At 74.7% G+C, this 20,831-nt stretch carries 21 protein-coding genes; 13 read left to right on the forward strand and 8 right to left on the reverse strand.

Features of this window, described 5'->3' with window-relative positions:
• Window positions 1–140: 140 nt before the first annotated feature.
• The 3 genes from CHF15_RS28715 (at window position 141) to CHF15_RS28725 (ending at window position 3,739) form a co-directional block, all read left to right on the forward strand.
• Window positions 141–596 (forward strand): SPW repeat domain-containing protein, encoded by a 456-nt coding sequence (locus tag CHF15_RS28715; protein ID WP_089226795.1) that lies wholly within the window; start codon window positions 141–143, stop codon window positions 594–596.
• Window positions 597–737: 141 nt separating this feature from the next.
• A complete protein-coding gene (locus CHF15_RS28720) occupies window positions 738–1,604 on the forward strand; it encodes an oxygenase MpaB family protein (RefSeq protein ID WP_089226796.1) in 867 nt (288 codons plus the stop codon).
• A 77-nt stretch (window positions 1,605–1,681) separates the two neighbouring features.
• Window positions 1,682–3,739 (forward strand): serine/threonine-protein kinase, encoded by a 2,058-nt coding sequence (locus CHF15_RS28725; protein ID WP_089226797.1) that lies wholly within the window; start codon window positions 1,682–1,684, stop codon window positions 3,737–3,739.
• Between the two features lie 6 nt (window positions 3,740–3,745).
• Here the strand turns inward: CHF15_RS28725 and CHF15_RS28730 are convergent, their stop codons facing one another.
• On the reverse strand, window positions 3,746–4,645 hold the full coding sequence (locus CHF15_RS28730) for a LysR family transcriptional regulator (protein WP_089226798.1): 900 nt from the start codon (window positions 4,643–4,645) through the stop codon (window positions 3,746–3,748).
• A 181-nt stretch (window positions 4,646–4,826) separates the two neighbouring features.
• Between CHF15_RS28730 and CHF15_RS28735 the strand changes: the two genes are divergently transcribed.
• From CHF15_RS28735 to CHF15_RS28760, 6 genes are all read left to right on the forward strand, one after another.
• Window positions 4,827–5,744: an SDR family oxidoreductase gene (locus CHF15_RS28735; protein ID WP_089226799.1), complete on the forward strand. Its 918-nt coding sequence runs from the start codon at window positions 4,827–4,829 to the stop codon at window positions 5,742–5,744.
• Between the two features lie 36 nt (window positions 5,745–5,780).
• On the forward strand, window positions 5,781–6,380 hold the full coding sequence (locus CHF15_RS28740) for a hypothetical protein (RefSeq protein ID WP_089226800.1): 600 nt from the start codon (window positions 5,781–5,783) through the stop codon (window positions 6,378–6,380).
• 61 nt (window positions 6,381–6,441) lie between these two features.
• Window positions 6,442–7,545 carry an NAD(P)H-dependent flavin oxidoreductase gene (locus tag CHF15_RS28745; RefSeq protein WP_089226801.1) on the forward strand — a complete coding sequence of 368 codons (1,104 nt, stop codon included), beginning with the start codon at window positions 6,442–6,444 and terminating at the stop codon, window positions 7,543–7,545.
• 13 nt (window positions 7,546–7,558) lie between these two features.
• A complete protein-coding gene (locus CHF15_RS28750) occupies window positions 7,559–9,127 on the forward strand; it encodes an acyl-CoA synthetase (protein WP_089226802.1) in 1,569 nt (522 codons plus the stop codon).
• Between the two features lie 78 nt (window positions 9,128–9,205).
• Window positions 9,206–10,027, forward strand: coding sequence for a universal stress protein (locus tag CHF15_RS28755; protein WP_089226803.1), 822 nt, complete (start codon window positions 9,206–9,208; stop codon window positions 10,025–10,027).
• Window positions 10,028–10,111: 84 nt separating this feature from the next.
• Complete coding sequence (locus CHF15_RS28760) at window positions 10,112–10,810, forward strand: alpha/beta fold hydrolase (RefSeq protein WP_245939084.1); 699 nt, start codon at window positions 10,112–10,114, stop codon at window positions 10,808–10,810.
• Here the strand turns inward: CHF15_RS28760 and CHF15_RS28765 are convergent.
• The 7 genes from CHF15_RS28765 to CHF15_RS28795 all read right to left on the reverse strand — a co-directional run bounded on the left by CHF15_RS28765 (window position 10,779) and on the right by CHF15_RS28795 (window position 16,571).
• Window positions 10,779–11,201, reverse strand: coding sequence for a rhodanese-like domain-containing protein (locus CHF15_RS28765; protein ID WP_089226804.1), 423 nt, complete (start codon window positions 11,199–11,201; stop codon window positions 10,779–10,781). The two genes, CHF15_RS28760 and CHF15_RS28765, sit on opposite strands and share 32 nt — an antisense overlap.
• Window positions 11,198–11,785, reverse strand: coding sequence for a cysteine dioxygenase (locus tag CHF15_RS28770; protein ID WP_089226805.1), 588 nt, complete (start codon window positions 11,783–11,785; stop codon window positions 11,198–11,200). The genes CHF15_RS28765 and CHF15_RS28770 overlap by 4 nt, the downstream gene beginning before the upstream one ends.
• A 216-nt stretch (window positions 11,786–12,001) precedes the next feature.
• Window positions 12,002–12,550, reverse strand: coding sequence for a chloramphenicol phosphotransferase CPT (gene cpt, locus CHF15_RS28775; RefSeq protein ID WP_089226806.1), 549 nt, complete (start codon window positions 12,548–12,550; stop codon window positions 12,002–12,004).
• Window positions 12,551–13,024: 474 nt separating this feature from the next.
• The gene (locus CHF15_RS28780; RefSeq protein WP_089226807.1) at window positions 13,025–13,690 is read right to left on the reverse strand and encodes a phosphotransferase; all 666 of its coding nucleotides are present in this window, start codon (window positions 13,688–13,690) and stop codon (window positions 13,025–13,027) included.
• Window positions 13,681–14,202 (reverse strand): isochorismatase family protein, encoded by a 522-nt coding sequence (locus tag CHF15_RS28785; RefSeq protein WP_089226808.1) that lies wholly within the window; start codon window positions 14,200–14,202, stop codon window positions 13,681–13,683. The genes CHF15_RS28780 and CHF15_RS28785 overlap by 10 nt, the downstream gene beginning before the upstream one ends.
• Window positions 14,203–14,269: 67 nt before the next feature.
• Window positions 14,270–14,890 carry a hypothetical protein gene (locus tag CHF15_RS28790; protein ID WP_089226809.1) on the reverse strand — a complete coding sequence of 207 codons (621 nt, stop codon included), beginning with the start codon at window positions 14,888–14,890 and terminating at the stop codon, window positions 14,270–14,272.
• 49 nt (window positions 14,891–14,939) lie between these two features.
• On the reverse strand, window positions 14,940–16,571 hold the full coding sequence (locus CHF15_RS28795) for an acyl-CoA synthetase (protein WP_089226810.1): 1,632 nt from the start codon (window positions 16,569–16,571) through the stop codon (window positions 14,940–14,942).
• A gap of 192 nt (window positions 16,572–16,763) precedes the next feature.
• Here CHF15_RS28795 and CHF15_RS28800 point away from each other — a divergent pair, with 192 nt between their 5' ends.
• From CHF15_RS28800 to CHF15_RS28815, 4 genes are read left to right on the forward strand one after another with little or no spacing between them, the layout of a single operon-like run.
• Complete coding sequence (locus CHF15_RS28800) at window positions 16,764–17,567, forward strand: crotonase/enoyl-CoA hydratase family protein (protein ID WP_089226811.1); 804 nt, start codon at window positions 16,764–16,766, stop codon at window positions 17,565–17,567.
• A gap of 20 nt (window positions 17,568–17,587) precedes the next feature.
• The gene (locus CHF15_RS28805) at window positions 17,588–18,541 is read left to right on the forward strand and encodes an OB-fold nucleic acid binding domain-containing protein (RefSeq protein WP_089226812.1); all 954 of its coding nucleotides are present in this window, start codon (window positions 17,588–17,590) and stop codon (window positions 18,539–18,541) included.
• Window positions 18,538–19,611: a thiolase domain-containing protein gene (locus CHF15_RS28810; RefSeq protein WP_089226813.1), complete on the forward strand. Its 1,074-nt coding sequence runs from the start codon at window positions 18,538–18,540 to the stop codon at window positions 19,609–19,611. Before CHF15_RS28805 ends, CHF15_RS28810 begins: the two co-directional genes overlap by 4 nt.
• The gene (locus tag CHF15_RS28815; RefSeq protein ID WP_089226814.1) at window positions 19,608–20,786 is read left to right on the forward strand and encodes a thiolase domain-containing protein; all 1,179 of its coding nucleotides are present in this window, start codon (window positions 19,608–19,610) and stop codon (window positions 20,784–20,786) included. Before CHF15_RS28810 ends, CHF15_RS28815 begins: the two co-directional genes overlap by 4 nt.
• The last annotated feature ends 45 nt before the right edge of the window (window positions 20,787–20,831 follow it).

Below are 20,831 nucleotides of genomic sequence, written 5' to 3' on the forward strand. Positions count from 1 at the left end.
TTCCGCGCAACCCACCTAAAATGAAGAGGTCCACACTCCGGCCTGTCGCCCGGAGCGGACGCGGGTGTGCTCCCCGCCGACAGGCGCCGCGAGGAGTGCGCCGCGCCCGGGCGACGCGGCTCCCACCGCGGGAGGACTCCATGTCCCTGACCCAGCGTCCCGGCACCCGGATCCAGACGGCGGGCCACGCCCAGACCCCACCGGCCGACATCCGCGACTCGCTGTTCACGGCGCCCCTGCTGCTGATCGGCGGGTGGCTGTTCGCCGGCGGCTGGGCGCTGGCGTACCCCAACACGCACATCGGGAACAACGTACGCAACGTCGACCTCGTCTTCGCGACCATCATCCTGCTCAACGCGATCGCGCGCGTCGCCCGGACCCGCGGGCCGGGCAGCGACGTCATCACCATCGTGAGCGGTGCCTGCCTGATCGTCTCGCCGTTCGTCTTCGGCTACTTCGGCGATCCGGGAGCCGGGCTCGCGCCCCTCAACCAGATCGTCACGGGTGCGGTCCTGATGGTCCTCGGCGCGGTGAGCCTCGCGCTGATCGAGCGACGGCGTCCCCGCCCGCGGGCGGACGCCGCGCCCGCCCGCTGACGCGCCCGCTCGGGAAGGCCGCGCGGGGCAGACCCGGCGCCCCGCGCGGCCCTATGCTCGGCGCTGCGGGCACCAGGCCGTGCGTCGCCGTCCCGGTCACGGGTGGGGCCGGCCGTGGTCGCACGGCGACAGGAGGCTGCGATGCGCGACGCCGACCCCGGGCTCTTCGGGCCCGCCTCGGTCACCTGGCAGATGCACGGCGACCCCATGATGTGGATCGCCGGTGTACGGGCGCTGTACCTGCAGGCGCTGCACCCGCGCGCGGTGCGCGGCGTCACGCAGAACTCGGACTTCCGCCGGGACGCGTGGGGCCGGCTGCTGCGCACCGCGGACTTCGTCGGCACGATCACCTACGGCACCACGCTGCAGGCCGAGCGGGCCGGGGCCAAGGTGCGCGGCATCCACCGCAGGCTGTCCGCGACCGATCCGGACACCGGGGAGCGCTTCCCCGTCGACGATCCCGCACTGCTGCTGTGGGTGCACTGCGCGGAGATCGACTCCTACCTGGAGGTGGCGCGGCGCTCCGGCTTCCCCCTCTCCGACGCGCAGGCCGACGCCTACGTCGCCGAACAGTGCGAGGCCGCACGGCTGGTGGGCCTGGACCCGGCCGAGGTACCCGACGACACCGGGTCGCTCGCCGCGTACTTCGAGAAGGTGCGGCCCGAACTGGCCGCCACCCCCGAGGCGCTGGAGGTCTTCGCCTTCCTGCAGGGGCCGCCCGTGCCCCGGGCGCTGCTGCCGCTGCGGCTCGCCGTGTGGGGCCGCGCCACCGCACTGGCCTACGCCGCGCTGCCGCCCTTCGCCCACGAGCTGTACGGGCGGCCCGCCCCGGCCGTCCCCGTCACCGGGCGGCGGCTGCGCGGTACGGGGCTGCTGCTGCGCACGATCCCCTCCTACGTGCGCTGGCAACTGCCGCCCGGGCACATCCTCAAGGCGGTCGGACGTCTCGGCCCCGGCACCCACCCGTCCGCCCACCGGCTGCGCGAACAGGAGCGTTCCCCGGGGTAACGGCGGGTCCCCAAGCGCGTCCCCCGCGTCCATACTGGGGTGCGGGGAGAGGCGGACGACCGGGGGCGGCGTACACCATGACGGCAGCTCAGTACGACGGGGGAACACTGCTGCGCGAGCGCTACCGGCTGCGGGAGCGGATCGGGCGCGGCGGCATGGGCGAGGTGTGGAAGGCGCTGGACGAGTCGCTGGGCCGGGAGGTCGCGGTCAAGTGCCTGAAGCCGACGAGCCCTTCGCTCGACCCGTCCGTGCACCGGGTGCTGCGGGAGCGGTTCCGCAGGGAGGCACGGGTCGCGGCGGCGCTCCAGCACCGGGGCGTCACCGTCGTCCACGACTTCGGCGAGAGCGACGGCGTGCTCTTCCTCGTCATGGAACTGCTGGACGGCCGCAACCTGAAGCAGCTGCTCGGTGACAACGAGGGCCGCCCGCTGCCCCTGCCCGACGTCACCGACATCGCCGCGCAGATCGCGGCGGCCCTCGCGTACACCCACGCCCGGGGCATCGTGCACCGCGACCTGAAGCCGGCGAACGTCATGCGGCTCGCCGACGGGGACGTCAAGATCTGCGACTTCGGCATCGCCCGCCTCGGTCACGACATCGGCTTCACCTCGCGGCTGACCGGCACCGGGGTCGCCATGGGCAGCCCCCACTACATGTCGCCGGAACAGATCGGCGGCGAGGACGGGATCGACCACCGCAGCGACCTCTACTCGCTGGGCTGCGTGCTCTACGAGATCGCCACCGGAGCGCCGCCCTTCGACCTCGACGACACCTGGGCCGTCCTGGTCGGCCACCGCGACACCCCGCCCCGCCCGCCGCGCGAACACCGGCCCGACCTGCCGGGCGAACTGGAGCAGCTCGTCCTCGACCTGCTCGCCAAGAGCCCGGAGGAGCGCCCGCAGAGCGCGGCGGACGTGGCGGGCCGGCTCAAGACGCTCCGCGACGGCGGGCACGGCGGGCACGGCGGGCACGGCGGGCACGGCGGCACCCGCCCCGCGTCCGGGCTGCCGTCCTGGGCGCGCCGTCTGGAACTGCAGTCGGGGGCGCCCAGCGCGCACGGCACCGGGGTCCTGGCGAGCCGGCACACCGCGGCCGTCGGTCTCGCCCGGCTGGGCCGCTGGTCCGAGGCCGAGCGGACGCACCGCGCCGTCGCCGAGGAGCGCGAGCGGCTGCTCGGCGCCGCCCACCCCGACACGCTGACCAGCCGCTACGAACTCGCCCTGTGCCTCAGCCGCGGCGGCCGGCACGCCGAGGCGCTGCGCATGTACGACGACGTGGCGGCGGCCCGGGCGCGCGCGCTGGGGCCCGATCACCCCGGCACGCTCGCCGCCGGCCAGGAGGCCGCCTATGTGCTCGGGCGCCTCGGCCGTCACGAGGAGGCCCGCCAGGGGTACGCCGCGGTGCTCGCCGCCCGGGAACTGCGGCAGGGCACCGACCACCCCGACACCCTGCACTGCCGGCACAACCTCGCCGTCACGCTCGGGCGGCTCGGCCGTACGCAGGAGGCGTACGCCTCGGCAGCCCAGGTCGCGGACTCCCGCACCCGCGTTCTGGGCCCCTCCCATCCCGACACGCTCACCACCCGCTGCGAGGTCGGCCATCTGCTCGGGCTGCTCGGCCGCTGGCCGGAGGCGCGTGCCACCTATGCCCACGTCGCCGCGATCCGGTCCGGACTGCTGGGCGCCGACCACCCGGAGACCCTCGCCACCCGCCATGAACTGGGCATCTGCCTGGGGCGGATGGGCCTCGGCGCCGAGGCCCACGAGCTCTACACCGACCTCGTGGCCCTCCGCACCCGCGTCTCGGGGCCGGCCCACCCCGACACCCTCCGCGCCCGGCACGGCCTCGGGGTCAACCTCGGGCGCCTGGGCCGCTGGCGGGACGCCCTCGCCGAGGCCCGCGACGTCACGGCGGTCCGCACCCGGGTCCTCGGCGCGGAGCACCCGGACACACTCGTCAGCCGCCGCGAGGCCGCCGTCGCCCTCGGCTGGCTCGGCGACTGGCGCGAGGCCCTGGCCCTCCACGAGTCCGTGGGGGAGGCCCGTGAGCGCGTCCTCGGCCCGGACCATCCGGACACGGTCGCCAGCCGGCAGGACCGGGCCCTGTGCCGCGAGCAGCTGGGCCTGCGCGACTGACCCGGTTCAGGGACGACCGGTGAGCTGTGCCCGGGCCGCCTTGCGGAACGCCGCCACGAGCCGGTTGCCGTCGTCGGCGCGGGTCGCCAGCACGACGTGGCTGGGCTCGACACCCTCGAGGGGGATCGCGGTGAGGTCGGGGCGCAGGCTGCCGCGGACGCCCGCCGAGATGGCCACGGCCTCCCCGGCGGCGACCACCTCGAACTTGTCCTCGACGGCGTCGATCACGGGGCCGTCCGGTGCCCGGCTGCCGTCCGGCCGGGGATCGATGAGCCAGAACGCGCTCCACGACGGGTCGGACTCCCGGACCCGCGGCAGGGGTTCGCCGGCGATGTCGTCGAGGGTGACGGACTCCTTGCCCGCCAGGCGGTGGTCCAACGGCACCACCAGCACCCGGGGTTCGTCGTACAGCACGGTCACCTGCAGCCCGCCGGTGGGGAACGGCAGCCGGGTCACCAGCGCGTCCACCCGGTGGTCCAGCAGCGCCGCGCTCGCCTCGTTCCAGGGCACGTGCTGGGTGCGCACGTCGGCGTCCGGATGCCGGCGGCGCAGCTCCCGCACCGCGGGGGTGACGATGAGGCCCGCGGTGTAGCCCACGGTGATCCGGCTGGGCCGGGCGGCGGCACGGGTCTCGGCCGCCGCGCTCGCGGCCGAGCGCAGCAGCGCCCTGGCCCGGGGCAGGAACACCTCCCCGGCCTCGGTGAGGACGGTGCCCCGCGGGGTGCGGTCCAGCAGGCGCGCGCCGAGCTGCTGCTCCAGGCGCCGGACCTGCCGGCTCAGGGACGGCTGCGTGACGTGCAGCGCCTCGGCGGCGCGGCCGAAGTGCCGGTGCTCGGCGACGGCCGTGAAGTAGCGCACGAGCCGCAGGTCGAGGTCCGGCGGCGCGGCGGAGGACGACTCGGACATGACTCCAGCCTAGCCTGCTCCGACCCTTGCGACCTGCGGTGATGCCCGGAACGCATTGCGCCGTGCAGAACGGGCCTTGGACCGCGGGAGCTCCCGGCCCGCACGATGGAAGCCGCCCCGCACCGCGCCGCCGGCAGCGCGCGAGGGGCGGCACCACACCACCTCATCGAAGGATCGCAGCATGCGTGTATTCGTCACCGGCGCCACCGGTCACATCGGGACCGCCGTCGTCGCCGAACTCCTCGGCGCCGGGCACGAGGTCGTCGGCCTCGCCCGCTCGGACCGTTCCGCCGCCGCCTTGTCGGCTGCGGGCGCCGGGGTCCACCGCGGCAGCCTGGAGGACACCGACGGCCTGCGCCGCGGGGCCGCGGCGGCCGACGGCGTCATCCACCTGGCCTTCGGCCACGACTTCTCCGACTACGCGGGCGCGCTCGCCACCGACCTGCGGGCCGTCGAGGCGATGGGGGAGGCGCTCGAGGGCACCGGCCGCCCCTTCGTGATCACGTCCGGCACGCTGATGCTCGCGCTCGCCGCACCGGGACGCCTCGGGACGGAGGACGACGCGATCGCCCCCGCCTCGCCCCCGGTGCCGCGCGGCGAGGCGGAGAACGCGGCGGTCGCGCTCGCCGCGCGTGGGGTCCGCTCGTCGGTCGTGCGGCTCGCCCCGTCCGTGCACGGCCCCAGCGACCTGCACGGGTTCGTCCCGCAGCTGATCGGCTTCGCGCGGGAGCAGGGCGTCTCGGCGTACGTGGAGGACGGCGCCACCCGCTGGCCCGCCGTCCACACCCTGGACGCGGCGCGCCTGTTCCGGCTGGCGCTGGAGGCGGCGCCGGCGGGCTCGCGACTGCACGGGGCCGCCGACGAGGGCGTCCCCTTCCGGGAGATCGCCGAGGCGATCGGCCGCGGCCTGGACGTCCCGGTGAAGAGCGTGCCGCGCGAGGCGGCGCAGGAGCACTTCGGTTTCCTGTCCGGCTTCGTGACGCTCGACAACCCGACGTCGAGCGCGCGCACCACGGAACTCCTGGGATGGCGCCCGGAGCACCCCGCCCTGCTCCCGGACCTGGCGGCGGGCCACTACTTCGGCCGCTCCGGCGCCTGACCCGGGGCGGGGCGGCCCCGCGGGTAGCCTGCGGCCATGAGCGGGAACCCGTACGACACGGCGCGCATCACCCTCCTGGAGTTCGACGCCGGGGTGCGCGCCCGGCCGGGGATGTACTTCCGGTACGGGCAGGGCGACCCGCGGCTGCCGACCGCCGTCCTGTCCGCCGTCGCCGGGCACGTCCTGCACCCGGCGGCAGCGGTCGCCCCGGCGCATTCCCTGAGCGCGCTCGTCGAGATCACCGGGAACCTCGCCTTCGCCGTGACCCTCGACGAGCCGCACACCTGGGAAGGGCAAGAAGGGCCCTCTGCCGGGTACTTCGGCTCCCTCCTCGGCCCCGAGTGGTTCCTTCCCGCCGCTGCCGCGGCGCTGACCACGCGCACGGTGGTGCAGATGTGGTGCGGCGGCCGCGGCTTCCGGCAGGTACTGACGGGACTGCGGCCCGCGGCGCCGCCCCGTGAGCGGGCGGCGCCCGCCGCCGGCAGCGGGACACGCTGGGAATTCGCCCTGGACGCCGGGTACTTCGGGCCGGGCGCCGCCCTCGCCGGGCAGCAGGGCCTGCTCGATCCGTGCGGGCCGGACTGCGCGGGGCCCGCGGGGCCCGGCCGCGTGGCTTTCAGGGACACGCGTGGCTAAAATCTGACGCTGCATCAGAAAATCTCTTCCCCCGGCCGGCCCGCTCGGGCATCCTGCCCCCATGGAGACGGAGCTGAGCAAGAGGCTGGGCATCGAGCACGCCATCTTCGGCTTCACGCCGTTCCCCGCCGTCGCGGCCGCGATCAGCCGGGCCGGGGGCATGGGCGTCCTCGGCGCGGTGCGCTACACCGCGCCCGACGAGCTGGCCCGGAGCCTGGAGTGGATGGAGGCGCACACGGACGGCCGGCCCTACGGGCTGGACGTCGTCATGCCCGCCAAGAAGGTCGAGGGCGTCACCGAGGCGGACGTCGAGGCGATGATCCCCGAGGGACACCGGCACTACGTCCGGGACGTGCTGGCCAAGTACGGGGTGCCCGAGCTGGAGCCGGGCGATCCCACGGGCTGGCGCATCACGGGCTGGATGGAGCAGGTGGCCCGCTCCCAGCTCGACGTCGCCTTCGAGTTCCCGATCGGCCTGCTCGCCAACGCCCTGGGCTCCCCGCCCGCGGACGTCGTGCAGCGCGCCCACGAGCTGGGCGTCCCCGTCGCCGCCCTCGCCGGCAGCGCCCGGCACGCGCGCCACCACCAGGAGGCGGGCATCGACATCGTGGTGGCGCAGGGCTACGAGGCCGGCGGGCACACCGGCGAGATCGGCGGCATGGTGCTCGTGCCCGAGGTCGTCCGTGCCGTCGACCCGCTGCCCGTGCTGGCCGCCGGGGGCATCGGCACCGGTGAACAGGTCGCCGCCGGGCTGGCGCTGGGCGCCCAGGGCGTGTGGCTCGGCTCGGTGTGGCTGACCACCACGGAGGCCGAACTCCCCTCCTCCGCCCTGGTCCGCAAGCTCCTCGCGGCCGGCTCCGGCGACACCGTGCGCTCGCGCGCCCTGACCGGCAAACCGGCCCGCCAGCTGCGTACCGAGTGGACCGACGCCTGGGAGGCCCCGGACGGCCCCGGAACGCTGCCCATGCCGCTGCAGGGCCTGCTGGTCGCCGACGCGATCACCCGCATCCAGAAGTACGAGGTGGAGCCGCTGCTCGGCACCCCGGTCGGCCAGATCGTCGGCCAGATGCGTGAAGTCCGCAGCGTCCAGGCGGTCTTCGACGACCTCACCCGTGGCTTCGAACGGGCCCTGACCCGCATGAACCGCATCGCCGGACGCACCTGAGGAGGCGGCAGCCATGACATCGACCACCGCGGGCGCCCCCAACGGATTCTGGGGCCAGGCCGACGCCGACCCGGAACGCATCGTGCTCACCGCTCCCGACGGCGAACGGTGGAGCGCCCGGCGGCTGCACGAGGAGTGCAACCGCCTCGTCCACGGACTGCGCGCCGCGGGCCTGCGAACCGGCGACGCCTTCGCGGTCGTGCTGCCGAACGGCGCCGAGTTCTTCACGGCGTACCTCGCCGCCTTCCAGGCCGGGTTCTACCTCGTCCCGGTCAACCACCACCTGGTGGGGCCCGAGATCGCCTGGATCGTCGCCGACTCCGGTGCCAAGGTGCTCGTCGCCCACGAGCGCTTCGCCGACCAGGCACGCGCCGCCGCCGACGAGGCGGGACTGCCCGGCGAAGCCCGCTACGCCGTCGGCGCCACGGGCATCGAGGGCTTCCGCCGCTACGCGGAGCTGTCGGCCGGCATGCCCGGCACCCCGCCGGACGAGCGCACCACCGGCTGGGTCATGAACTACACCTCCGGCACCACCGGCCGCCCCCGCGGCATCCGGCGCGCCCTGTCCGGCAGGCCCCCCGAGGAGACGTACCTCGGCGGCTTCCTCGGCATCTTCGGCATCCGCCCCTTCGACGGGAACGTCCACCTCGTCTGCTCGCCGCTCTACCACACGGCCGTGCTGCAGTTCGCCGGCGCCGCCCTGCACATCGGCCACCCGGTCGTCCTGATGGACAAGTGGACGCCCGAGGAGATGCTGCGGCTGATCGACGTCCACCGCTGCACGCACACCCACATGGTGCCCACGCAGTTCCACCGGCTGCTGGCCCTCCCCCAGGAGGTCAGGAGCCGCCACGACGTCTCCTCGATGCGGCACGCCATCCACGGCGCCGCGCCCTGCCCCGAGCACATCAAGCGGGCCATGCTGGAGTGGTGGGGGCCGTGCGTCGAGGAGTACTACGCGGCCAGCGAGGGCGGCGGCACCTTCGCCTCCGCCGCCGAGTGGCTGAAGCGGCCCGGCACGGTCGGCAAGGCGTGGCCGATCAGCGAGATCGCCGTCCACGACGACGACGGCAACCGGCTGCCGCCCGGCGAACTCGGCACCGTGTACATCAGGATGAACACCCCCGGCTTCCGCTACCACAAGGACGAGGCCAAGACCCGGGCGAGCCGCATCGGCGACTTCTTCACCGTCGGGGACCTGGGCTACCTGGACGAGGACGGCTACCTCTACCTCCGCGACCGCAAGATCGACATGATCATCTCCGGCGGGGTCAACGTCTACCCCGCCGAGATCGAGGCCGCCCTGCTCAGCCACCCCGCGGTCGCCGACGCCGCCGCCTTCGGCATCCCCCACGACGACTGGGGCGAGCAGGTCAAGGCCGTCGTCGAGCCCGCCCCCGGCCACGAGCCGGGGACGGAACTGGCCGCCTCCGTCCTGGCGCACTGCGAGGAGCGCCTGGCGGGCTACAAGCGCCCGCGGTCGGTGGACTTCGTCGCCGAGATGCCCCGCGACCCCAACGGCAAGCTCTACAAGCGCCGGCTCCGCGACCCGTACTGGGAGGGCCGCGCACGGCCCGTGTGAACGGCGGGACCGCCCGGCCCCGCCGGGGCGCCGGGCGGGGCGGCGGCGCCTACTGTGGAGGCGAGGGAGGCACATCCGATGACCCGACCCGTCACCGTGGGCCTGGACGGCTCGCCGGAAAGCCGCGCCGCCATGCACTGGGCGGCGGGGGAGGCGCTGCGGCGATCGGTGCAGCTGCGCCTGGTGCACGCCGGGGGGCACCCGTACGGCGACGCGCTGGTGCGCGACGCCGTACAGGAGCTCGCCGAGCGCCATCCGGACCTGCCCGTGACGACCGACGTGGCCGACGCCCCGCCGGCCGAACTGCTGGTCGCGGAGGCGGGACGCAGCGATCTGCTGGCCCTCGGCTCGCAGCGGCTGAGCGGGCTCGGCGGCTTCCTCCTCGGTTCCGTCGGGCAGGCGACGCTGGCCCGCGCGGAGGGCCCCGTCGTGGTCGTCCGCACCGGCCAGGAGGAGGAGAACGGGGACGACCGGCGGCCCGTGGTGCTCGGCTTCAGCCTGCGGAAGGGCGCCGACGAGGTGATCGCCTTCGGGCTCGAGGACGCGCGGCGGCGCGGGGCGCAGCTGCGGGTCGTCCACGCCTGGTCGTACCCCCCGACGTACGGATACGTCCCCGCGGCCATGGACCCCACTTGCGGCGCGGAGATCTGCGCGGCGGAGCGGCACGCGGTGCAGGCCGCCCTCGCGCCGTGGCGGGAGAAGGCGCCCGGCGTGGAGATCACGGAGGAGGTCGCCGCGGGCAACGCCGCGCAGCCCCTGGTCGACGCGGCGGCCGGTGCCTCGCTGCTGGTCGTCGGACGGTGCCGGAACCGGCCCGGGGGCGTCGGTCCGTACCTCGGCCCCGTTGCGCACGCTGTGCTGCACCACGCGGCCTGCCCCGTCGCCGTCGTCCCGCACTGAAACCCGCGCGGACCGCCTCCGCCCTGAGCGGAACGGTGTCGCCCGGACGGGTGCGGTCCGCCGCCGGCGGGTAGCGTCGCCCGGGTGAGCGATCTCCACACCCTGCACGTGAACGGCATCCGGATGGCCTACCGCACCTGGGGCGAGCCGGACGCGCCGCCGCTCGTGCTCCTCCACGGACGCGGCTCGGACGGCGCCGACTGGCAGCCCGTCGCGCCCGCCCTGGCCGCGACCCACCGGGTGTACGCCCCCGACCTGCGCGGCCACGGCGCGAGCGACCGGCCGGGCGAGTACGCCTTCGAGGCCATGCGCGACGACGTCCTCGCCTTCCTGGACGCCCTCGGCCCCGAGCCGGTGGTGCTGGCGGGGCACTCGATGGGCGCGGTCGTCGCCTACCTGGTGGCGGCGGAGCGGTCGTCCCGGCTGACCGCCCTCGTGCTGGAGGAGCCCGTGCCGCCGGACCCGGAGGTGCCGCCGCGGGCCGTGCCCTCCGGCCCGGAAGGGGACGAGACCTGCGACTGGCGGGTCATCGCGGCCGTCAACCGCTGGCGCAACGCCCCCGACCCGGGCTGGTGGGAACTGCTGGCGACGATCGACTGCCCCACCCTCGTCCTGGCCGGCGGATCGGGCAGCCATGTCCCCCAGGACGGGATCGCGGCCATCGCCGCCCGCGTGCCGGGGGCGCGGCTGGTGACGGTGGAGGCGGGGCACCTGGTCCACGGGGAACGCCCGGCGGACTTCCTCGCCGAGGTCAGCGGTTTCCTTCCGGCACCCCGTCCCTGACCGGCAGCCCGGCCCGCAGCCACGCCTGGAAACCGCCCTCCAGGTCGGTGGCCCGGGTCAGGCCGACGTCCAGCAGCGAGGCCGCGGCCAGGCTGGAGGTGTAGCCCTCGGAGCACGCCACGATCCAGCGCACGCCGGGGCCGGTGGCCTCCGGGATCCGGGCGTCGCTCAGCGGGTCCAGCCGCCATTCGAGGACGTTGCGCTCGATGACCAGGGCGTCCGGGAACTCGCCCTCCCGGGCCCGCTGCGCGGCCGGGCGGATGTCGACCAGCAGCGCCTCACCCGCGGCGATCTCCGCCGCCGCGTCCTCGGGGCCGACCCGCCGCAGCCGGGCCCGGGCGCGGTCGAGCATCCGGTCGATGCCGGAACTGACGGTGGTGGACGGGTTCATCGGACGGCCTCCGGAGCGGTCGAGGACACGGACGCGGTCACGGTCAGGGCACGTGACAGGGGGACGGCGCGGGGCACCGCGGAGGGCTCCGGCTCGTCCGTCAGCACGGTACGCGTGCGCCGCACGGAGCGCGCGTCGTCGACCGCGTAGTACGACATCGCCGTGAGGGGCGGCGAGTACGCGTGCACGCTCACCGCGGGCGCGGCGGAGGCGTTGACGACGTCGTGGACGTGCCCGAGGGGGAAGCCCGCGCCGCCGCCCGCGGCGAGTTCGCGGGTCGCGATGCGGCCGCGGCCCCGGTCGTCGTGGAGCCAGCGGTGCTCGGTGAGGGTGCCGTCGACGACGCTCAGGGCACCGAGCGAGCCCGCGTGGTCGTGGAGTTCGGTGGAGGTGTCGCGGGGCCAGGTGATCAGCCAGACGTCCACGTACGGGTCCTGGTGCAGCCTGGTGTACCAGCGGCGGTCGGGCAGGTGGACGGGGAGGTGGACGCCGGCCTCGACGGCGGCGGCGTAGCCGAGAACGAGCGCGCGCAGTTGCGGGAGGACGAGCGGGGTGGGACCGCTCGCCCGGTCGTGCAGGGCCATGGGAAGGGCTCCAGAGCGGGAACACGACGTGCCCCGCCTGGGCGGGGGGCAGGTCATGGAGTGGTCGGGGCTACGGAGGTCAGCCCCGGCGACAGCTCTGGTCGAAGTGGTGCGCACGGCGTCCCGGCCACAGGGGGCCCAGGTTCCAGATGTTCGTGCGCATGCCGCCATGAAAGCACAGGACGGGCTGTTCCGTCGCGGTCACCGTCGCAGCCGTCACATGGGCGACACACGCGCGGCGATGATCCGCGCGCACTCCATCGACTCGGTGTGTGTCGTGTCCACTTCGAGGTCGTAGCCGACTCCCCGGTGGACCGCCTCCGCCTGCGCCGCCGCCATGCCCGCCACCCGGTCGCCCCGCGCGGTCTCCCGGCCCGCCGCCACCTCGGGCCCGCAGCGGACGCCGACCCACAGCACCTCCAGGCCGTCCAGGGCCCGCCGCCAGCGGTCCTGCGAGGCGGGGCCGCCGAGGAACACCTCGTCGACGATCACCCGGGCCCCGGCCCGCGCCATGGCGGCGATGCCGACCGCCCAGGCGTCGTCCAGGGCCCGGAATGCCTCGCCGACCGACACGCCGCCGTCCGCGCCGAAGCGGATGCCCGCGCCCGGCCCGGAGTCCCGCAGCCCGGCGGGCATCCCCTCGACGAGGGTGTCGGTGCCGAACGTCAGCCACGCCTCCGGCAGCAGCACCGCCTGAAGGCAGCGCGCGATGCCCGACTTGCCCGAACTGGAGCCGCCGTTGAGCACGATCACCTGGTACGCCATCGCGCCAGGCTAGGAGCCCGCCCCACGGGTACGCGAGTCAATTGCCGCCCGGGGGTGGTGTGGCCGGCATCGGGGCTTCGGGGTGTGGGGCGGGTGCCCGCACCGTGGTGTGCGGGTCAATTGCCGTCCGGTGTGCGGTGGGCGAGGCGGCTGAGCCTGTGTGCCTCCGCGGGCAGCGGGTTGGGGTCGGCGAGGCGCGGGGTGACTGCTTCGGGCGTGCGTGGGGTGTGGTCGGCGGGTGGGTGGCATCGGGGTTTCGGGGTGTGGGGCGGGTGTCCGCACCGTGGTGTGCGGGTCAATTGCCGTCCGGTGTGCGGTGGGCGAGGCGGCTGAGCCTGTGTGCCTCCGCGGGCAGCGGGTTGGGGTCGGCGAGGCGCGGGGTGACTGCTTCGGGCGTGCGTGGGGTGTGGCCGGCGGGTGGGCGGCATCGGGGTTTCGGGGTGTGGGGCGGGTGTCCGCCCCGGGGTCTGCGGGTCAGTCGCCGCCCGGGGTGCGGCGGGCGAGGCGCCTGAGCCTGTGTGCCTCCGCGGGCAGCAGGTTCGGGTCGGCGAGGCGGGCGGTGATCACCTCGGCCATGCGCGGGGCGGGGTCGGCGGGGGCAGCGCGCAGGAAGCCGGCGAGGAAGAGGCGCAGTCCCGTGTCGCGGACGGGGCCCAGGCTGACGCCGCGCAGGATGGCGACGGTCAGCGCGGTGTCGGCGGCGGGGTCGCCCCCGGCGGTGTTGCTCCAGTCGATCAGCACCGGCCCGTCCGGGGTGAGGATCACGTTCTCCGGGTGCAGGTCGAGGTGGAGGACGCGGTCACGGGCGGGATTCCCGGTGGCGAAGCGGCGGCGGAGCCAGCCGGGTGCCGGGACGGCGTGCAGCGACGCCTGCAGCCCGGCCAGCAGCCTGCCGTGGGCGTGTGCCCGCCAGGGCCTGCGGGCCAGGTCCTGCGCCATGGTGGGCCCGGTGAGGCGGTCCATGACGAGGTCGGCGCCGCTCACGTCGTGCACCCGGGGCACCGCGAAGCCCACCTCGGCGAGATGGGCCATCACCCGGGCCTCCTCGTCGGCCGGGCCGCCGTGCCGGTAGCGGCGCAGGACCCGCGTGCCGTCGAGGGCCCAGACGTCGGCGTCGCGGCCCGCGCCGATCAGCTCCACAGCGCCTTGACCAGCTCCGCGGCCGGCGCGACGGTCCCGAAGCGCGGGAGGGCGAGCGTGACCGCGGCCTCGTGCTCCGCGCCGCTGAGCGCGGTCATCGCGTCCTCGGCGAAATGGAGTTCGTACCCGTGGTCGGCCGCGGCGCGGGCCGTGGACTCGACGCCCATGTTCGTCGCGATGCCGGCGACCACGAGGGTGTCGACGCCGCGCGCCCGCAACTCCCCGTCCAGCCCGGTGCCGTGGAAGGCGCCCACGGTCCGCTTGACGATCACGAGGTCGCCCTCCCGCTCCAGCCCCTCGACCAGCTCGCTCCCCGGCGGCTGCTCGTCGACCCCGGGGCGCTCCACGCGCACCAGCACGACCGGCGCCCCCGCCTCCCGGAAGGCCGCCGCCAGTCCGAGCGACGCCAGCACGACCTCCTCACCGGAGCGCGGAGCCAACGGCAGCTCCACGATGCGTTCCATCAGGTCGATCACGACAAGTGCGGTGCGCTGGGCCTCGAGACGCGTCATGCGCACACCTTAAGGAGCGGGGCCGCCCGTGCGAAGGGCCGCCCGTCGATCGAGTGCGCGACCGCGCTCATCCCGTCGGCGGGAGGAGTTCGACGCCCTCGCCCGCCGCGCCGTCCCGCTCCACCGCGACCACGCGGACGCGTTCACCTGGCCGGACGGCCACCAGGGCGAAGGGCGAGGCCAAACGCTGCTCCCACACCGTGTGCGGCGCGTACGACGGCCCCGCCCCGAGGGCGGACCTCTCGATGCGGAGGTGGCCGACCCGCCGGCTCACCAGAAGCTCGTGGACGCCGACGAGTTCCCCCTCGTCCTCCTCCTCGAAGACGCCGGCGCCCGTGGACAGCAGCGACTCCGACGAGGAGAGCACCGTGAACGCCGCGTCGGCCAGGACCGCCTCCCACGACGAGCCGTACGCGGGGTCGCATCCGGTCGGACCCCCGGACAGGTGCTCGGCCACGGTCCACCGCAGATCGGGTCCCCGGGTGGACCAGTACAGCTCGCTCGCGGCGAACCCGTCCTTCCTGCGGTGCAGGACGAGGACGAACCCGAGGCCACCGTCGGTCCGGACGCCGGCCGCGACAGGACCGCCGTCCAGGTCCACGCTCCGTCTGTCCATGGTCGTGCCGCCCGGGGCGAACGGTCCGCGCTCCAGGGCCGCCGTCGCGATGTCAGCCGTTCTCCGCCTCATGGCCGTTGATGGTGGCAGAGGCCCGTGCGCCCGCGTGGCGCACGGGAGTTCAGCCCCCGGCCGCGCCCTCCGCGGCCACCGTGCGGGCCCAGCGGTAGTCGGCCTTGCCGCTCGGGGAGCGCTGGACGAGCGGCGTGAGGACGAGGCTGCGCGGCACCTTGTAACCGGCCAGGCGGGCCCGGCAGTGGGTCTGGAGCTCCTCCAGGGAGAGCGCGGGGGCGCCCTCGCGGAGCTGGACGACGGCCGAGACGTGGTGGCCCCACTTCGCGTCGGGCACGCCGGCGACCAGGGCGTCGTACACGTCGGGGTGGGCCTTCAGGGCCTCCTCGACCTCCTCCGGGTAGACCTTCTCGCCACCGGTGTTGATGCACTGCGAGCCGCGTCCGAGGACGGTGACGACGCCCTCGTCGTCGACGGTGGCCATGTCGCCCAGCAGCACCCAGCGTTCGCCGCCGTGCTCGAAGAAGGTCTGGGCGGTCTTGCCGGGGTCGTTGTAGTAGCCGAGCGGTACGTGGCCGCGCAGAGCGATGCGGCCCGGTTCGCCGGGGGGCACCGGCTTGAGCGAACCGGGGTCGACCACCGCGATGTGCGCGCTGACACGCAGCCGGAAGCCCCTGCGCGGACCGGAGTCCTCGGTCGCGGTGCCGTTGAAGCCGGATTCGGACGAGCCGAAGTTGTTGAGGATCAGGCAGTTCGGGGCCAGCGCCTGGAACTGGTCGCGCACGGTCTCGGAGAGGATCGCACCGGAGCTGGAGAGGCTGAACAGCGAGGAGACGTCGGTGTCCTTGAGCGGTCCGGCCAGGGCGTCGGCGAGGGGGCGCAGCATGGCGTCGCCCACCAGCGAGACGCTCGTGACCCTCTCGCGCTCGATCGTGCGCAGCACCTCCTCGGGGGCGTACTTGCTGTGGACGACGACCTTCTGGCCGTAGTGGAAGCCGATGAAGGCGGTCAGCGTGGACGTGCCGTGCATCAGCGGCGCGGTGGGGAAGAAGACCAGGCCCTCGCCGCCCGCCGCGACGCGCTCGGCGAGTTCCTCGGGCCGGGAGACGGGGACGCCGGTGGGGGCGCCGCCCCCCATGCCGGAGAAGAAGAGGTCCTCGTGGCGCCACATGACGCCCTTGGGCATGCCCGTCGTGCCCCCGGTGTAGATGATGAAGCGGTCGTCGGCGGAGCGGGCCGGGAAGTCGCGGTCGGGTGAGCCGGAGGCCTCCGCCTCGGCGAAGCCGACCGGTGCGACGGCGGGTTCGGGCGCGTCCGGGGGCGCGGCGCCGACCCGTATCAGGTGGCGCAGGCGTTCGGCGCGGGGGAGGGCCGCCGCGACGCGGCCGGTGAACCCGGCGTCGAAGACGAGCGCCGTGAGGTCGGCGTCGCGGTAGAGGTAGACGAGCTCGTCCGCGACGTAGCGGTAGTTGACGTTGACCGGGACGGCGCGGATCTTCATGCAGGCCAGCGCGGTCTGCAGGTACTCGACGCCGTTGAGGAGGTGCAGGCCCACGTGGTCGCCGGGGGTGACGCCCTGCGCCGCCAGGTGGTGGGCGAGGCGGTTGGCCGCGGCGTCCAGCCCGGCGTACGTGAGCCGGCGCTCGGCCCCCGTGCCCGGGTGGTCGAGGTGGACCAGCGCCTCGCGGCCGGGCACGGTGTCGGCGACCGATTCGAAGAGGTCGGCAAGGTTGTACTCCACGGCACTCCTCCTGACCGGGGGCCGGGGGACCGGGTGCGCGACCGGCTCCCAGCCGGTCATCAGAGCACCCCGCGAGGGGGCTGTGAAGGGGTCCCGCGACAAGAATCTGACTGACAGTCAGAAAAGTATTGAACTCGACCTGCCCCTACTGCAACCTGTTCTAGGTCCGGTACGCGACGCGGGAGGACGGCGATGGGCGGCACCGAACACCTCACGGTGGAGCGCGTCGGCGCGACACTCGTACTCACCCTGAACCGGCCGGAGGCGCGCAACGCGCTCTCCCTGCCGATGCTCGTGGGACTCCACGACGGCTGGACGGAGGCCGACCGGGACGACGAGATCCGCTCCGTGGTCCTCACCGGCGCCGGCGGGGCCTTCTGCTCCGGAATGGACCTCAAGGCCCTGGCCGCCGACGGCGGGATGGCGGGGCAGCGGTACCGGGAGCGGCTCACCGCCGACCCCGACCTGCACTGGAAGGCGATGCTGCGCCACCACCGCCCCCGCAAGCCGGTGATCGCCGCCGTCGAGGGGCCCTGCGTGGCCGGCGGCACCGAGATCCTGCAGGGCACCGACATCCGCGTCGCGGGGGAGAGCGCGGTCTTCGGCCTCTTCGAGGTGCGCCGCGGCCTCTTCCCGATCGGCGGCTCCACCGTCCGCCTCGCCCGGCAGATACCGCGCACGCACGCCCTGGAGATGCTGCTCACCGGCCGCCCCTACACCGCCGCCGAGGCCGAGCGGATCGGGCTGGTCGGCCACGTGGTCCCCGACGGCACCGCCCTGGACCGGGCGCTGGAGATCGCCGCCCTGGTCAACGCCAACGGCCCGCTGGCCGTCGAGGCCGTCAAGGCCTCGGTCTACGAGACCGCGGAGCTGACCGAGGCCGAAGGGCTGAAGTCCGAACTGGAGCGCGGCTGGCCCGTCTTCGCCACCGCCGACGCCAAGGAGGGCGCCAAGGCCTTCGGCGAGAAGCGCCCGCCCGTCTACCGCCGCGCCTGACACGGGAGGTCACCACCGCCATGCCCGAACCGCTCACCGCTTCCCTCGTCGTCGAGTTCCCCTTCACCCGCTCCCTCGGCCCGGTGCAGAGCGCCTTCCTCACCGGCCTGCGCGAGCGGACCGTCCTCGGCGTGCGCACCGGGGACGGACGGGTCCTGGTACCGCCCGTCGAGTACGACCCGGTCACCGCGCAGGAGTTGCGCGACCTCGTCGAGGTCGGCACCACCGGAACCGTCACCACCTGGGCCTGGAACCCGTCACCGCGGCCGCAGCAGCCGATGTCCACGCCCTTCGCCTGGGTCCTGGTCCGCCTCGACGGCGCCGACACCGCGCTGCTGCACGTCCTGGACGCACCCGGCCCCGAGGCGGTGCGCACCGGCATGCGCGTGCGCGTCCGCTGGGCCGAACGGCGCACCGGCGCCGTCACCGACATCGCGTGCTTCGAACCCGCCGGGGACGGCACCGCCGCCGCGGCGGCCCGGGCGGCCGCGCACACCGGCGCGTTCACCGAACCCGTCACCGGCATCACCGTGCCCGCCCGGCTGGAGTACACCTACGCCCCCGGCCGCGCCCAGAGCCGCTACCTGGCGGGCCTCGCCGAGCGCCGCACCCTCGGCGAGCGCTGCCCCTCCTGTCGAAAGGTCTACGTCCCGCCCCGGGGCGCCTGTCCCACCTGCGGCGTCGCCACCGAGGAGCAGGTCGAGGTCGGCCCGCGCGGCACCGTCACCACCTACTGCATCGTCAACATCAAGGCCAAGGGGCTCGACATCGAGGTCCCCTACGTCTACGCCCACATCGCCCTCGACGGCGCCGGCCTCGCCCTGCACGGACGCATCGGCGGCATCCCGTACGACCAGGTGCGCATGGGACTGCGCGTCGAGCCGGTCTGGACCAGCGACGGCCGCTACCCCGACCACTACCGGCCCACCGGCGAGCCCGACGCCGACTACGACACCTACAAGGAGCTGCTGTGACCACGCGGACGAGGCCTCAGGCACGCCGGGACGTGGCCATCGTGGCCTTCGCCCAGACCCGGCACGTGCGCGACAGCGCCGCGCTCTCCGAGGTCGAGATGCTCATGCCGGTGCTGCACGAGGTGCTGGACCAGGTGGGCCTCACCGCGGGGGAGATCGGCTTCACCTGCTCGGGCTCCTGCGACTACCTGGCGGGCCGGGCCTTCTCCTTCACCATGGCGCTGGACGGGGTCGGGGCCTGGCCGCCGATCTCCGAGTCGCACGTGGAGACCGACGGCGCCTGGGCGCTCTACGAGGCCTGGGTCAAACTGCTCACCGGCGAGGCCGACACCGCCCTCGTCTACTCCTACGGCAAGTCCTCGCCGGGGCGGCTGCGGGACGTGCTGACCCGCCAGCTCGACCCGTACTACCTGGCACCGCTGTGGCCCGACTCCGTTGCCCTGGCCGCGCTCCAGGCCCAGGCGCTGATCGACGCGGGCGACACGGACGAGGCCGCGCTCGCCGCCGTCGCCGGCCGCAACCGGACCGCCGCCGTCGCCAACCCGTACGCGCAGGAGCCCGGCGACCGCCCGCAGGGGGAGTACGTGGTGCGGCCGCTGCGCCGGGGCGACTGCCCGCCGGTCGGCGACGGCGCGGCCGCGGTCGTGCTGGCGGCCGGGGACACCGCACGGCGGCTGTGCGAACGCCCCGCCTGGATCCGCGGCATGGACCACCGCATCGAGGCCCACGCTCTCGGCGTCCGCGACCTCACCGACTCACCCTCCACCCGGCTGGCAGCGGAACGCGCCGGGGCCTTCGAGGCGCCCGTCGACACCGCCGAACTGCACGCCCCCTTCACCTCCCAGGAGGTCGTGCTCCGCAAGGCACTCGGCCTGGGGGACGACGTCGCGGTCAACCCCTCCGGCGGCCCGCTCGCCGCCAACCCCGTGATGGCCGCCGGCCTGATCCGGCTCGGCGAGGCCGCCGCCCGCATCCACCGCGGCGCCTCCCGCCGGGCGCTCGCCCACGCCACGTCCGGGCCCTGCCTGCAGCAGAACCTGGTCGCCGTCCTGGAAGGAGAGGACCGATGAGCGCGGTGCACGGCAAGGAGCCCGTCGCGGTGGTCGGCGTCGGGCAGACCCACCACACCTCGGCGCGGCACGACGTCTCCATCGCGGGACTCGTCCGCGAGGCGGCCCACCGTGCGCTGGTGGACGCGTCGATGACCTGGGCGGACGTCGACGCGGTCGTCATCGGCAAGGCCCCCGACTTCTTCGAGGGCGTGATGATGCCCGAGCTCTACCTCGCCGACGCCCTCGGCGCGGTCGGCAAGCCCGTGATGCGGGTGCACACCGCGGGTTCCGTGGGCGGCTCCACCGCGCTCGTCGCGACGAGCCTGGTCGCGGCGCGGGTGCACCGCACCGTCCTGACGCTCGCCTTCGAGAAGCAGTCCGAGTCCAACGCGATGTGGGGCCTGTCGCTGCCCGTCCCCTTCCAGCAGCCCCTGCTGGCCGGGGCCGGCGGGTTCTTCGCACCGCACGTGCGCGCCTACATGCGGCGCACGGGCGCGCCGGACACCGTCGGAGCGCTCGTCGCCTACAAGGACCGGCGCAACGCGCTGCGGAACCCGTACGCCCATCTGCACGAGAAGGACATCACCCTGGAGAAGGTGCGTTCCTCGCCCATGCTCTGGGACCCGATCCGCTACTCCGAGACGTGCCCATCCTCCGACGGCGCCTGCGCGATGGTGCTCACCGACGAGGCGGGCGGGCGCCGCGCCCCGGGCCCGGTGGCCTGGGTGCACGGCGGGGCGATGCGCAGCGAGCCCACGATGTTCGCGGGCAAGGACTTCGTCAGCCCGCGGGCCGGACGCGACTGCGCGGCCGACGTCTACCGGCAGGCCGGCATCACCGATCCGCGGCGGCAGATCGACGCCGTCGAGATGTACGTGCCCTTCTCCTGGTACGAGCCGATGTGGCTGGAGAACCTCGGTTTCGCACAGGAGGGGGAGGGCTGGAAGCTCACCGAGTCGGGGGTGACGGAGCTCGACGGCGATCTGCCCGTCAACCCTTCGGGTGGTGTGCTGTCCACCAACCCGATCGGCGCCTCGGGGATGATCCGCTTCGCCGAGGCCGCCCTCCAGGTGCGCGGCACGGCCGGCGGGCACCAGGTGGACGGCGCACGTCTGGCGCTGGGTCACGCGTACGGCGGCGGTTCGCAGTTCTTCGCCATGTGGGTGGTCGGATCCGGGCACCCCGGAGAGTGAAGCGGGCATGAACCGGTACCGGGACCGGGCAGGTTCTTCCATGAC

The sequence above is a fragment of the Actinacidiphila glaucinigra genome (assembly GCF_900188405.1).
Taxonomy (GTDB): domain Bacteria; phylum Actinomycetota; class Actinomycetes; order Streptomycetales; family Streptomycetaceae; genus Actinacidiphila; species Actinacidiphila glaucinigra.

Bases quoted from the DNA above. Each gene is read 5' to 3' on its own strand.
- CHF15_RS28715 (WP_089226795.1), top strand. From the start codon at position 141: ATGTCCCTGACCCAGCGTCCCGGCACCCGGATCCAGACGGCGGGCCAC.
- CHF15_RS28720 (WP_089226796.1), top strand. From the start codon at position 738: ATGCGCGACGCCGACCCCGGGCTCTTCGGGCCCGCCTCGGTCACCTGG.
- CHF15_RS28725 (WP_089226797.1), top strand. From the start codon at position 1,682: ATGACGGCAGCTCAGTACGACGGGGGAACACTGCTGCGCGAGCGCTAC.
- CHF15_RS28730 (WP_089226798.1), bottom strand. From the start codon at position 4,645: ATGTCCGAGTCGTCCTCCGCCGCGCCGCCGGACCTCGACCTGCGGCTC.
- CHF15_RS28735 (WP_089226799.1), top strand. From the start codon at position 4,827: ATGCGTGTATTCGTCACCGGCGCCACCGGTCACATCGGGACCGCCGTC.
- CHF15_RS28740 (WP_089226800.1), top strand. From the start codon at position 5,781: ATGAGCGGGAACCCGTACGACACGGCGCGCATCACCCTCCTGGAGTTC.
- CHF15_RS28745 (WP_089226801.1), top strand. From the start codon at position 6,442: ATGGAGACGGAGCTGAGCAAGAGGCTGGGCATCGAGCACGCCATCTTC.
- CHF15_RS28750 (WP_089226802.1), top strand. From the start codon at position 7,559: ATGACATCGACCACCGCGGGCGCCCCCAACGGATTCTGGGGCCAGGCC.
- CHF15_RS28755 (WP_089226803.1), top strand. From the start codon at position 9,206: ATGACCCGACCCGTCACCGTGGGCCTGGACGGCTCGCCGGAAAGCCGC.
- CHF15_RS28765 (WP_089226804.1), bottom strand. From the start codon at position 11,201: ATGAACCCGTCCACCACCGTCAGTTCCGGCATCGACCGGATGCTCGAC.
- CHF15_RS28770 (WP_089226805.1), bottom strand. From the start codon at position 11,785: ATGGCCCTGCACGACCGGGCGAGCGGTCCCACCCCGCTCGTCCTCCCG.
- cpt (WP_089226806.1), bottom strand. From the start codon at position 12,550: ATGGCGTACCAGGTGATCGTGCTCAACGGCGGCTCCAGTTCGGGCAAG.
- CHF15_RS28785 (WP_089226808.1), bottom strand. From the start codon at position 14,202: ATGACGCGTCTCGAGGCCCAGCGCACCGCACTTGTCGTGATCGACCTG.
- CHF15_RS28790 (WP_089226809.1), bottom strand. From the start codon at position 14,890: ATGAGGCGGAGAACGGCTGACATCGCGACGGCGGCCCTGGAGCGCGGA.
- CHF15_RS28800 (WP_089226811.1), top strand. From the start codon at position 16,764: ATGGGCGGCACCGAACACCTCACGGTGGAGCGCGTCGGCGCGACACTC.
- CHF15_RS28805 (WP_089226812.1), top strand. From the start codon at position 17,588: ATGCCCGAACCGCTCACCGCTTCCCTCGTCGTCGAGTTCCCCTTCACC.
- CHF15_RS28815 (WP_089226814.1), top strand. From the start codon at position 19,608: ATGAGCGCGGTGCACGGCAAGGAGCCCGTCGCGGTGGTCGGCGTCGGG.